This is a genomic window from Bacillus halotolerans, from assembly GCF_001517105.1.
Lineage (GTDB): Bacteria > Bacillota > Bacilli > Bacillales > Bacillaceae > Bacillus > Bacillus halotolerans.
In genome coordinates, this window is record NZ_LPVF01000012.1 from 372,006 (window position 1) to 385,323 (window position 13,318).

At 46.3% G+C, this 13,318-nt stretch carries 10 protein-coding genes; 3 read left to right on the forward strand and 7 right to left on the reverse strand.

The window, feature by feature from the left end:
- Positions 1 to 15 precede the first annotated feature (15 nt).
- From AU387_RS17210 to AU387_RS17235, 6 genes are all read right to left on the reverse strand, one after another.
- Positions 16 to 2,343 (reverse strand): YhgE/Pip domain-containing protein, encoded by a 2,328-nt coding sequence (locus AU387_RS17210; protein ID WP_059336374.1) that lies wholly within the window; start codon positions 2,341 to 2,343, stop codon positions 16 to 18.
- Between the two features lie 70 nt (positions 2,344 to 2,413).
- The gene (locus AU387_RS17215; protein ID WP_014479348.1) at positions 2,414 to 2,989 is read right to left on the reverse strand and encodes a TetR/AcrR family transcriptional regulator; all 576 of its coding nucleotides are present in this window, start codon (positions 2,987 to 2,989) and stop codon (positions 2,414 to 2,416) included.
- A gap of 150 nt (positions 2,990 to 3,139) precedes the next feature.
- Positions 3,140 to 4,552 (reverse strand): protoporphyrinogen oxidase, encoded by a 1,413-nt coding sequence (hemY, locus tag AU387_RS17220; protein ID WP_044156540.1) that lies wholly within the window; start codon positions 4,550 to 4,552, stop codon positions 3,140 to 3,142.
- Between the two features lie 14 nt (positions 4,553 to 4,566).
- Positions 4,567 to 5,499 (reverse strand): ferrochelatase, encoded by a 933-nt coding sequence (gene hemH / locus AU387_RS17225; RefSeq protein ID WP_059336376.1) that lies wholly within the window; start codon positions 5,497 to 5,499, stop codon positions 4,567 to 4,569.
- A 74-nt stretch (positions 5,500 to 5,573) separates the two neighbouring features.
- A complete protein-coding gene (gene hemE, locus AU387_RS17230) occupies positions 5,574 to 6,635 on the reverse strand; it encodes a uroporphyrinogen decarboxylase (protein WP_059293115.1) in 1,062 nt (353 codons plus the stop codon).
- 120 nt (positions 6,636 to 6,755) lie between these two features.
- Entirely contained in the window at positions 6,756 to 8,900 is a 2,145-nt protein-coding gene (locus AU387_RS17235; protein ID WP_059336377.1) for a transglycosylase domain-containing protein, read from the reverse strand.
- 121 nt (positions 8,901 to 9,021) lie between these two features.
- Here AU387_RS17235 and hmoB point away from each other — a divergent pair, with 121 nt between their 5' ends.
- The 3 genes from hmoB (at position 9,022) to AU387_RS17250 (ending at position 12,579) form a co-directional block, all read left to right on the forward strand.
- Positions 9,022 to 9,522, forward strand: a complete 501-nt coding sequence (gene hmoB / locus AU387_RS17240; RefSeq protein WP_044156545.1) for a heme-degrading oxygenase HmoB — start codon at positions 9,022 to 9,024, stop codon at positions 9,520 to 9,522.
- 405 nt (positions 9,523 to 9,927) lie between these two features.
- Positions 9,928 to 11,316, forward strand: a complete 1,389-nt coding sequence (locus AU387_RS17245; RefSeq protein ID WP_082687945.1) for a hypothetical protein — start codon at positions 9,928 to 9,930, stop codon at positions 11,314 to 11,316.
- Positions 11,317 to 11,388: 72 nt separating this feature from the next.
- Complete coding sequence (locus AU387_RS17250; protein ID WP_059293117.1) at positions 11,389 to 12,579, forward strand: M20 family metallopeptidase; 1,191 nt, start codon at positions 11,389 to 11,391, stop codon at positions 12,577 to 12,579.
- Between the two features lie 16 nt (positions 12,580 to 12,595).
- On the opposite strand, the gene AU387_RS17255 is transcribed toward AU387_RS17250, so the two are convergent.
- A complete protein-coding gene (locus AU387_RS17255) occupies positions 12,596 to 13,303 on the reverse strand; it encodes an EcsC family protein (RefSeq protein ID WP_044156550.1) in 708 nt (235 codons plus the stop codon).
- Positions 13,304 to 13,318: the final 15 nt, after the last annotated feature.

Consider the following 13,318-nt stretch of genomic DNA (forward strand, 5'->3'; position numbering starts at 1 on the left):
ACAAGGTCTTTTTCATTAGGAAGCCGGCTGTTCTTCTGAAGTGTCTTCCTTCCGGCTTAAGATCGTAAAGTAGGTAATGCTCAGCGCGATCATGACTAGAGCAATGCCGATTAAGACACCGGCCATCTGCCACATGTAGCCGAAATCTCCGTTTGAAATCACCGCTCTGAACCCGTTTATGCTGTAGGTCATCGGCAGCGCGCCATGGATCACCTGATAGAAATTCGGAAGCAATTCTAACGGGAAGGTTCCTCCGCTGGCCCCGAGCTGCAGCACTAAAATAATGACTGCAATAAAACGGCCCGGATTGCCCATCGTCGTGGCCAAAAATTGAATCATTGCAAGGAAAGCGAGACTCGTAATGATCGTAAACACGTAAAATCTCCATGTGCTCTCCACCTCGAGCCCGATTCCCAGAAGAAGAACTGTCGCCACAATAAGTGATTGAATGATTCCCACCAGCATCATGACATTAAATTTACTGAAGAACCACTCAAATCCGTTTCTCGGACGGCCTGATGCTTCCTTCAGCGGGAATACGACCGTCAGCATAATGCCGCCGACATACAAGCCCATTGATAGGATATAAGGCGTCAGCCCTGTTCCGTAGTTAGGGACGGAATGAATCGCGTCGTCATTAGTTTTGACCGGATCCGCAAACATACCGTATGTTTTATCATCAGCGCTGATATCTCCTGTTTGATCAGCCGCGTCATTCAGCTTATTAGACAGCTGTCCTGTGCCGTCCAGTAGCTTGCCTAAACCTGTATCAAGTGATGCAGATCCGTCTGCAAGTTTTGATGATCCGCTTTGGACCTGTTTAGACCCGTCTAACAGCTTAAACAATCCGCCGGATACTTGGCTGCTTCCTGTCACCAATTGCTCTGAGCCCGATTTTGCCTTTGCGAACTGCTTATTATATTCACCGATGCCGGCTGTCAGTTTAGTTTGGCCATCTGTCACCTGCTGTGACGCATTGTATATTTTCTCAGATCCAGCAGTTAATTTGTCAATCGCGTCTTGAGTGGCTTTTGCGCCGTTATAAAGCTTAGAGGTAGCTTCCGGCAATGCCTTCACCTGGGCAACCTCCGCTTTCACATCTTCCAATGAGCTTTTTATCGTTGCGATGTCAGGCAGCTGATCAGCTGCAGGAAGCCCACTTAAAATTTCATCAAAATCAGGCGCATCAACTTTCGGAAGCTGCTTTTCAACAGAGCTGATCAGCTGGCTTTTTTGCTCTGCTGTTAAGAAATCACTCGAATTGATGAGATTTTTGAATGCCTGATCACGGTTTTTTAAGCTGTTTTCAAAGTCAGACAGCTGTTTTTTAAATTCCTTAATCGCAGTTTCTGACTTTTCCAGGTTGTTCACAGCTGTTTCAAGCTGTGTTAAATCGAGCGCATTTATGAGTTTTTCCGCTTTTGCTGCTTTTTCCGACTCTTCTTGCGCTTTACTGTTGAGCTGATCCAGCCCGTTTGTCAGATTAGGCAAGCCCTGCTGCACCTTTTGAAGGCCGGCATTCAGTTCATTCAGCTTGCCCGTTATCTTGCCTGATCCTGCTGCAAGCTGACCAGATTTATCATAAATCTGGTTGCTGCTGTCCTGGAATTTTCCAAGCGAGCTGTCAAGTGATTGGATGCCGCTCGTCACCTGAGCCGCTCCATCTGCAAGCTGCGCTGTTTTGTCACTGATGGTAGCGGTGCTTTCCTTCAGCTTCGCCAGATTTTCTTTCAGCTGGGCGCTTCCGTTTTTCGCATCCTTTGTGCCGTCATCAATTTTTTTCGCGCCGCTGCTCGCGTCGCTCAAACCTTTTGCGATATCTTTAAAGTTATCAAAAATCACTTTCGTATATTGCTTGGTCACTTCTTTAGAAACAGAGGCTTTCAGTTTATCAATCGCTTTTTCGCCGATCGTTGCCCCTACATAGTTGGAACCTGCATTTGTATGGTATTTCAAATCCAGTTTTTTTGGATTTTTATCCATTACAGTGCTGGCGTTTTTAGAAAAGTCTTCTGGAATCTCGACTACTAAATAGTATTTTTGATTTAATAAGTCCTTTAACGATTGGTCGAGATCATTGGAAAAATGCCAGTCAAAGTTTTTATTATCCTTTAATTCTTTTACCAGATCATCACCGATTTGAAGCTTTTCTCCCTCATATGTCGTTCCTTTATCCTGGTTGACGACAACGACAGGCAGCTGGTCAACTGTGCCGTACGGGTCCCAATAAGCCTTTAAGAATACGCCGCTGTAAATAAGCGGGACAAACAAAATGGCGATAATGGGAATCAATAATTTTTTACTTGTTACGATGTCTTTCCACTGACTTCGTATTGTGTTCATCCTGATGCCTCCATTCTAAAACTGACTCATCATGAAAGATGGTCATTTTCTTGCAAAGAGAAAGGATTATCTAGTTGGCTGACAATCCTTTGACAACATACAATTCAAGCAGTCCCGCAATTGTCTCTTTATCAAGCGGGGGGTGTTGTTTTTCCCAGTCAAAAATGAGCGCGATATAAAGCTTCAGCATCACAAAGGCTGTCAGCTCAGGGTCGCACGGCTTGATTGCGCCGCTTTTGATCCCGTCTTCAATCTTACTTTTGATATAAGACAGTATGGCTCGCTCCATTTTCTGGATCACTTCCTGAACAGCCATTGTACCAATCTCGGCATTCTCTTGGAAAATTTTAATCGTCAGCTGATGTGTTTTCCTGAACTCTAGAATGGCAAACAGCGCTCTGTGCACATTTTCATGGAACGGAAGGTTCGGCTCCATCGCTTCATCCGCTTTTTGCTTCATTTCCTTTAATAAAGTAGTGAAAATCTCGTCAAACAGCTCTTCTTTGTTTTTGAAAAAAGTATAAATGGTTCCCTTCCCCACGTTCGCAAGTTTTGCGACAAGATCCATTGTCGTCGCTTTATACCCGAACTGCGTGAAAGACTTTGTAGCCGCCTCCAAAATGAGCTTTTTTCGATCTATTGACATTGTATTCACCTCGAAACTGACCGTTTGAACATTTTAGTCATTAAGTACATATGCAAATGTATCATACCATGCTGAACAATTCAAACATTTTTTACACAATATTGCCATCATCTTGACACAAAAAACCTCCGTACCGGGTACGGAGGTTTTTTAGTCGAATAAATATTTCAGCGCGTCTGACACAGCTGCTTTTCCTTGATCGATACAGTCCGGGATTCCAACACCCTCGAAGGATGCGCCAGTCATGTACACACCAGGATATGAAGAAGACAGCGCTTCACGGAGCTCATTGATACGGCGTTTATGGCCGACATGGTACTGCGGCATGCTTTCATGCCAGCGCGTAACACATGTCATTTCCGGCTCACCGTTGATTTTCATTACTTTCTTTAGGTCTTCCAGTACAATGTTGATAATGTCGTTATCTGAGAGGTCGACGATGGATTCGTCTCCGGCTTTTCCGACATATGCCCGAAGCAGTGTTTTGCCTTCCGGCGCTGCGTGCGGCCATTTTTTGTTCGTCCACGTACAAGCTGTGATCGCGAAATCACTGTTTCTTGAGATGACAAAGCCCGTGCCCTCATGTTCCATTTGGACGGCGCCTTCCGGGAAACCCAAGGCGACATTCGCCACAGATGTGGAATGCATGTTTTTCAGATTTGCAACAGCCGGTAAATCTGAAAGCATTCCCGCGGCAGCTTTATGCGGTGCTGTTACAATCACTGATTCGGCATCAAGTGATACGCCGTTATCAAGGTCAAGCGAGTAGCCCGTGCCCTCTCGGCTAATTTTGGTAACCTTTGTGCCTTTGTATACCTTTGTCAGCTTTAGTTGATTTTCGATCTCTTCGACAAGCGTCTGCAGGCCTGTTGTCAACGTCTGAAACTGCCCTTGTTTTTTGGCTGTCAGCTGCTGGCCGGAGCCTTGAGGTCTTGTTTTTTTCATTCCCAGGATCAGGCTTCTGTGCTTTTGTTCCGTCTGATAGAATTGCGGGAATGTTGACATCAGGCTGAGTTTGTCGATATCACCTGCATAGATGCCTGATAAAAGCGGCTCGATTAAATTCTCGACAACTTCATCCCCGACACGTCTGCGGAAAAATTCTCCCAGTGACTGATCCTCTTTTGATTTACTTGCGGGCAGGATGAAATCCATTGCAGCTCTCGCCTTCCCTGACAGAGAAAACAGCCCCGTTGACACGAACGGCGCGATTTTTGTCGGTATTCCCATTACAGCCCCCTTCGGCATCGGATGCAAAGTGCGGTTGACAAGCACGTAAGATTGTCCGGTCGCATTGTTCACAAGCAGATGGTCAAGACCTAAGTCTTTGACAAGCTGCGGAGCGCTTTTTTTCCGTTCTAGGAATGAATCAGGCCCTCTTTCGATGATATAGCCGTCCTTCTTGACTGTCTGGATTTTTCCGCCTACTCTCGGACTTGCCTCAATAAGCGTCAGCTCAAGCGGCAAATCTTTGTCTCTGATTTCTTTTTCCATGTAGAAGGCGGCGGCTAAACCGGTAATGCCGCCGCCGATGATGACTACATGTTTTTTGCCGTCACTCATGTTCATCGCCTTCTTTAACGTCCTAATTTTTTCAAAACGACTGTTGCTAAAGCATCAATAAATGCCGGCTTAGCGTTTGGCATTTCCGGCCGGTAATAGCTGGCGCCGATATCGTCAGTCACCACTTTGCATTCATAGTCATTGTCATAAAGCACTTCTAGATGGTCCGCGACAAATCCGACAGGCACATATACAAATGCTTGATAGCCTTTTTGTTCAAATAAATCACGTGTCAGATCTTGCACGTCAGGTCCGAGCCACGGATCAGGCGTATTTCCTTCACTTTGCCAGCCGACAGCGTATTCAGATACGCCTGCGCCTTCAGCGATCAGCTTCGCGGATTCATGAAGCTGATCCGGGTACGGATCTCCGTACTCTTTAATTTTTTCCGGAAGGCTGTGCGCGGAAACGATGAGCATCGCGTTTTCTCTTTCTTCCTTCGGCATTGACGCGTACGTGTCCTTCACTTGGTCAACCCAATATTTCACAAACTTCGGTTCATCGTACCAGCTTTCGACAGACGTAATTGTTAAGCCTCCGAGTTTTTCAGCCTCTTCTTTCGCACGTTTGTTGTAAGACTGCACGCTGAATGTGGAGAAGTGCGGTGCCAATACAAGGCTGACCGCCTCTGTAATGCCGTCCTTATGCATCTCTGCCACAGCTTCTTCAATAAACGGCTCGATATGCTTCAGCCCGATATACGCTTTAAACGTAATCTCATCCTGAATCTCGTTTAGGTGCTGTTCAAGCTTATAAGCCTGTTCCTCTGTGATTTTGGCAAGCGGCGAAATGCCCCCGATTGCTTCATATCTGTCTTTCAGATCCTGAAGCATTTCAGGCTCAGGCTTTCTGCCTCTTCTGATATGTGTATAATAACGCTCTATATCTTCTTCTTTGTAAGGCGTGCCGTACGCCATAATGAGAAGCCCCATTTTCTTTTTACCCACTGTTTACACCCTCTTTAGATGATCTCTCACAAAACAATTTTGACAGGCTTTGATCCTGATACCAAAAAATATGCTCAGGAATATTGGCCTATTTTCTTTGATTGAGAATATTCATGTACAAATGCAGTCAGCTTTTTCAGCACTTCCGGACTGACATCAGGAAATACGCCGTGTCCGAGGTTAAAAATGAAGCCGTCCGATTTTAAGCCTTGATCGAGAATCTCTTTTGTTCTCTTCTCGATCACTTCCCACGGAGCAAGCAAAATGGACGGGTCCAGGTTGCCTTGCACCGTTTTGGTGATGCCTTTTGATCTGGCTTCATCAATGCCAAGTCTCCAATCGAGCCCCACAACATCGAGAGGCAGGTCATGCCAATCCGTTGCTAAATGGCTGGCACCTACACCAAACATGATAAGCGGCACATTTTCCGTTGCCAGCTCAGAAAAAATCCGGTTCATCACCGGTTTGATGTACGTTCTGTAATCCGCTTGATTCAGCGCGCCAACCCATGAATCAAAGATTTGAATGGCTTTTGCGCCCGCCTTCATTTGCGCTTTCGCGTACACGATAATCATGTCGGCAAGCTTTGTCATCAGCAGGTTCCAGGCATCCGGCATGCTGTACATAAAGGCTTTTGTTTTATTGTAGTTTTTCGAAGGCCCGCCTTCGATCATATAGCTGGCAAGCGTAAAAGGCGCACCAGAGAAACCGATTAGCGGGACGTCAAGCTGTTCATTGACAAGCAGTTTGATCGTTTCGAGCACGTACGGCACGTCCTGTTCCGGCTCAAGCTTGCCGAGCTTTTCAATGTCCTGCAGTGAACGAATCGGCTGATCAATCACCGGCCCGATTCCATTTTTAATTTCAACATCCACACCGATCGACGGAAGCGGCGTCATAATATCTTTATAAAGGATTGCAGCATCGACTCCGTATTGCTCGACCGGAAGTCTTGTGACGTACGCACACAATTCGGGCTGATGTGTAATTTCGAACAATCCGTATTTTTCCTTCAGCTTACGGTATTCCGGCTGTGAGCGCCCGGCTTGTCTCATGTACCAAACAGGCGTGTGATCCGCTTTTTCTCCCCGCGCAGCTTTTAAAAACGTCTCGTTAAACGTTTCTCGTTTCCTCATCTGATTTCCACCTTTCATACTGCAACCATACGTTCGTGTTCCTTGACCATTACACTATACCTCGTTTTGGGCAAATGGTATAGAAATGCGGCTCAAAGTTCAAAAAATCGCCGAATTCCATTAAGAGGAAAACAGTTTCGGCTGAACGTAATCGGTTCCTTCTCCTTCTTTTTTTGTCTGTGTATTATAAGGCACCACTTTATAGGAAGCGCCCGAAAACAAATTAGCGTATGGGATCTCATAGCTTCCCTTTCCTTCAACAGAATCAAGAAGCGTTTCCTTGCCGTCCTTATTTACATAAATTCTGTACACTGCCCGATCATCCTCTTGTGCACCCCATTTTAATTCAATCGTAAACAGTCCCGCTGCCCTAAATGTATAGTCAGCCGTCAGCGTTTTGACAGGCTCAAGCTCAATAGGGCTTTCAAGTTCTTTTACTTTTTTAGGCTTCGCAAACGCAGAACCCGTTTCGCCAGCCTGTGTCAAAATATCCTTAAACATTCTGGTCGGATATGCGCTTCCGCCTTTTAAGTAATGGTTCTGATCTGTTTTGTCATAGCCCATCCAGACAGCTCCCGTTATGTTCGGCGTATAGCCTGCAAACCAGGCATCCTTTGTTGCGCCGGAAACGCCTGTATATGAAGTAGAACCGGTTTTACCGGCAAGATCGCCGTGATAGGTGCCGGACGTTGCTGTTCCGTTCTTAACCACCTGCTGAAGCATTCTCGTCATGTTCCAAGACGTCTGTTTGCTGAATACTCGTTTCCCTTCTTCTTTATGATCGGCTATTGTTTCCCCGTCTTCATCTGTTATGTTTGAAATAAAGTACGGCTCGGTGTATGTTCCATTAGCGGCAAACGTATGAAAAGCGCCGGCAAGCTGGAGGGGTGATACGCCTTTTTCCAAACCGCCGAGAGCCAGAGCAAGCCCTTCATCCGGTATATCAATGCCGTTTGCCTTCAAATAAGATTTCCCCGTTTCCACACCGATCTCATTCAGCGTCCACACTGCCGGCGCGTTTTTGCTGTAAGTGATGGCATCAGACATCGTGACTTCCCCTTCATATCGGCCGTCATAGTTTTTCGGTGTGTAATCTCCGTAGGATTGTAATTCATCCTTTAACAGAGAGTACGGCTTAAATTTCTTTTCCTGCATCGCCGGTCCGTATACGGCCAGCGGCTTAAACGTTGACCCCGGCTGGCGCCCAGCTGTCACACGATTATATCCTTTAGCCGTGTAATCTCTTCCGCCGATCGCCGCTTCCACACCGCCCGTTTTATTGTTGATAAAGACTGCGCTTCCTTCAGCATCTTGATCTGTTCCGGGATAATAGCTGCCTTCCTTCATGACTTGATAAGCCGTTTTTTGCAGTTTTGAATCAAGCGGCACCTTAATCGTGTACCCGCCTTGAAGCAGCTGCTCTCCGGAAATGGAATACTTGTCCTCCGCTTCTTGGATCACAAGGTCAATATAGCTGTCAAACCAAGGTGTTTCCGACTGTTTTTTCACGTTCAGCCCGAGCGTCCTCCCCTGCGCGCTGACAGCCTCTTTCGCACTGATATAGCCTTGGTCATTCATCATGCCGAGAATCGTATCACGCCGCTCCTTGCTTTTATCAGGATGCAAAACAGGAGAATACGTAGAAGGCGCCTTCGGAATAGCAGCCAAGACCGCGCCTTCTGACACGGTTAAATCTTTAACTTCCTTATTAAAATAATAGTGGGATGCAGCTTGAATGCCATAAACCCCGTGTCCGAAGTATAGCTGGTTCAGATACATTTCCAGCAGCTTGTCCTTGCTGTAATCCCGTTCAAGGTTGATCGCTATGATCACTTCTTTCGTTTTTCTTAAAAACGTTTTGTCATGTGTCAGAAAAATATTTTTGGCAAGCTGCTGGGTGATCGCGCTCGCGCCTTCTACTTTTCCTCCTGCTAATATATCGCGGTACACCGCTCTTCCGACAGATTTCACATCGATCCCGTGGTGTTCATAAAATCTCTTATCTTCCACTGAGATAAACGCTTCTCTGACCTCTTTCGGAATTTCATTGATAGAGACCGGTTCACGATTTTCTGTATACAGACTTGCGACCTCATCCCCGTTTTGGTCAACAATTTTTGAAGATGCGTGAAGGATCAGCTTCTTTTCATCTATGACATAATGACCGAGAAAAATGATTGAAATATATCCTATTAAAGCGAGAAAAGCAGTTAACACTAAAATAATGATGGGAATGAAAAGTTTCTTTTTCTTTATCTTAAACATGAACTCACCTCGCCTTTCTAAAGGTAGTATGGGAAAAATTGTTTGGATTTATGTTTGAAGCAGTCGCCAATAGAAACTTATACCATTGTTTTGATATACTAGCAAGCAGGAGGTGGCTGATATGAAGGTTTATATTACATATGGGACAGCCGATTTTTTGAAAAACATCGTGCAAAAACATTCCTCGGAAAATATGCTTTTGATGCAGGGACAGGAAAATGCGATTTTAATTCATGAAACAAACGGAGAAACAGTTTTTCAGGCTCCCCATTCCTATGAAGTCATTGACCAAGTCGGGGACATGAAGCATCCCGGTTTCGCAGTATTGAACAATATAGCCGTCACACAGGAAGGACGGCCGCTGTTTGAAAACAGATTTAAAAACAGAGCGGGAAAAGTCGAAAACGAGCCCGGTTTTGAAGCCATTCGTGTCCTGCGTCCGCTTGACAGCGACACGTACGTCATTCTCACCTTGTGGGAAACAGAAAGAGCCTTCCAAGACTGGCAGCAGTCAGGCTCATACAAAGAAGCCCACAAAAAACGCGGCACGTCTGCCGGAGTTGACACAACGTCCATTTTCTCCCGGCCTTCGTATGTCACCACATATGTTGCTGTCGAATAGCTGCCGGAATGTCCGGCAGCTTTTCTTATGGCAAGAAGCTAGATGAAGTATATTTGCCCAGTCTGCGGGTTTAAAGGGCTAACAGACCGGCATATGATGACCAAGGGAATCACTCCTATGAAATCTGTTCGTGCTGCGGCCTCCAATTCGGATACGACGATTTTGAAATGACGCGTGAGGACGGTTCATATTTAGAACCTTCGGAAAGCATAATCGCCTACCGAAAAAACTGGCTTGCTGTACCCGCAGCATAGCAGCAGGCTAAAAAAGTATTGAAGCACGAGTTGATCGAGCAGTTAACACATATTCATGTCTATCTGAAGTAATATCTGCGGTCAGATGCTATCTGTCCCGGCACCTTCCGCCCGCCTATGAATAATCTGTAGGAAGCGGAAGGAGTGATCAATGATGGAAATCGGGATTATGTCTGTTCATGTTCTTTATGTGTTTTTTATTGGAGCGATCATTCTTTTTATGCTGCTGCGAAAAGATACAACCTTTATTTCGTTATTTGGGATTTTCATCATTTCGTTATGGGCCAGCCATTCGCTTTCAGCTTCGGTCAGCAGTTTATTCCACAGTTTCATCTATGCGGCATCTGAGCTGCTTCCTACGATTTTCATCATCTGTTTTATCGTGTCTATGAGTGATGTGTTAACGAAAACAGGGATAAATGAAGCTATGATTTATCCCTTTGTCCGTCTTGTTAAAGGTCCTGTAATTGCATACTGGCTGATTGGCGGACTGATGTTTGCCATTTCTCTATTCTTCTGGCCTTCGCCGGGTGTCGCTTTAATCGGCGCCGTTCTGCTTCCGGCAGCCTCCCGTGCCGGCCTGCCGCCTATCGCTGCCGCCATGGCAATGAATTTATTCGGGCACGGCTTTGCCCTTTCAGGAGACTTTGTCATTCAGGCAGCGCCAAAACTGACAGCTGATGCAGCAGGCATCCCTGTCGGTGATGTCATCTCAGCTAGCATTCCGCTCGTTCTGATTATGGGCGTGACCACAACAACTGCCGCTTTCTTTATGATTCAGCGTGAACGCAAAAAACAATTGCGGCCCGCTTCTTTTTCCCCGATGTCAGAAGAACAAGACACTTCAATGTATTTGCCGAAACGTCTTCGGTCATTGCTGGCTCTTTTGATTCCTCTTGTATTTGCAGCTGATATCGCGTGTATGGTCATATTCAACCTTCAAGGAAATGATGCAACCGCGTTAATTGGCGGATCGGCCATTTGCATCCTGCTGATCGTCCATTTCCTTGTGTATAAACAGAAAGGGCTTGAAAAAATTACTGGATATTTTATCGAGGGGTTTCAATTCGGCTTTAAGGTTTTCGGTCCCGTCATTCCAATTGCCGCTTTCTTTTATCTTGGTGATTCCGGCTATGAGAGCATCTTGGGTACCGAACTCCCTAAACATTCACACGGCATTGTCAATGATCTCGGCATCGCCTTATCCCACGCCATGCCTATGTCTAAGGAGCTTGCCGCCGCAGCCTTGACTGCCGCTGGAGCCGTAACCGGACTCGACGGTTCAGGTTTTTCAGGCATTTCCCTCGCCGGCTCCATCGCCAAGCTCTTTTCATCCGCTCTCCATGCTGATCCAGCCGTCCTGACCGCACTCGGGCAAATATCAGCCATCTGGGTGGGCGGCGGTACGCTTATTCCATGGGCGCTCATTCCCGCTGCAGCCATTTGCAAGGTCGATCCATTTGAGCTTGCCAGAAAGAACTTCCTCCCCGTTGTGATCGGACTTTCGGTGACAACCATTGCAGCGATGATCATGCTTTGAAACCCGACCAGTTGAAATATTCAGACTTTTTCTATACAATCATGGAAAAGCTTAGAAAAGGGGGAAGGGGCTTTGTCCATAAAGACGCTGCAAAAAGAGATAAACAAACAGCTCGACAGCTGTTTCGATGAAATGGTGGAAATCAGGCGCCATTTCCATATGTACCCTGAACTGTCCAATCAGGAAGAAAAAACTGCTGCTTTTATTGCTTCCTATTACGAATCGTTAGGAGTCCCGATCCGCACCAAAGTCGGCGGCAATGGGGTTCTGGCTTATATTGAAGGCAGCGAACCCGGTCCTGCTGTCGCATTGCGGGCCGATTTTGACGCCCTTCCCATCCAGGATGAAAAAGATGTTCCTTACGCCTCCAAAGTGCCCGGTGTCATGCATGCATGCGGCCATGACGGCCATACAGCGGCTCTGCTTGCCGTCGGAAAGGTGCTTTATCAGAACAGGCATGATCTGAAAGGAACGTTTATTATGATCCATCAGCACGCTGAGGAGTACGCGCCAGGGGGCGCAAAACCGATGATTGAGGACGGCTGTCTTGAAAACGCAGACGTCATATTCGGCACCCATCTTTGGGCGACTGAGCCGATCGGAACCATTCTCTGCCGCTCCGGCGCCGTAATGGCCGCAGCTGACAGATTTACAATCAGCATTCACGGAAAGGGCGGCCATGGCGCTCACCCCCATGATACAAAAGACGCCGTCCTGATCGGCTCGCAAATCGTTTCCTCGCTGCAGCATATTGTCAGCCGCAAAGTCAATCCGATTCACTCCGCTGTCATATCGACAGGCTCTTTCATGGCTGATAACCCGTTTAATGTGATTGCAGACCATGCAACTCTCATCGGCACAGCTCGTTCGTTTAATGAAAATGTCCGCGACATTCTGGAAAAAGAAATCGAAGCTGTTGTAAAAGGTGTGTGCAGTATGCACGGCGCTTCCTATGACTACAACTATGAACGCGGCTACCCGGCGGTAGTCAATCACCCTGCGGAGACCGACCATCTGGTAAACGTCGCAAAAACCACAGACGGCGTTCAACAGGTTCTTCAGGGTGAACCGCAAATGGGCGGCGAAGATTTTTCTTATTACTTACAGCATGTCAAAGGAACCTTTTTCTTTACCGGCGCCGCTCCTGAACAGCCTGAAGATATCTTTTCCCACCACCACCCGAAATTTGATATCAATGAAAAAGCGATGCTGACTGCTGCCAAAGTGCTTGCGGGCGCTGCAATTACTTACCATTTATCTTAAAAAAACAGCCGGAGTTTTACTCTCCGGCTGTTTCCTTTAATATTCTCAGATGAAAAACGTGTCTTGCTGTATCTCCAAGCTGAGCAAGCAGTTTATAATTGGCAATTCCGCCGACTGCGGCCCCTACCCCTGGTAAAAGCTGAAAAAGCTTGACGACATCAATATAATCGCGATACTCCTGCTGAAACACTCTCCAGTCAATATCCTTTTTCTCCGTCTCCCAGTTTTCAATGACAGAAAAAAGCGCTTTGCGGCAGTCATCACTTGAAAAAGCAAGCTGAAATACAAGAAGCAAAAACATTCTTTCATCTGCATTCTTCACATCAAAACCGTATATCGAGGACAAAGTGAATAAACATTTCATCTTAATGGAAAGCAGCAGCGGGAAATCGGCAATACCTAAAAAAATGCCGCCCGCCCCTGTGCCGACTCCTTCAGCAGCCGCCACTTTCTGATAAGAAGCAATCGTTTTTTTCGCAAGCTCGTTTTTTTCATTGAGTGAAAGCGTGCTTGTATCCTTCTTATAAGTGATGATATTAGATCCTGCCATCGTGGCTTCCACCATTTTTTTCACGCTTTCAGTTACCGCTGCATGAATTTTTTCAGGTATCCGTTCATTCACCTTTGTTTGCACACGCTTTGAGAAGCGTTCAAACATGGAATCCTTTCGCAATAAATGCATTTTCCATTGAAGAGCTTCCTGCATCAGCAGATTCTCGCTCATTTGACCTACCCCTTT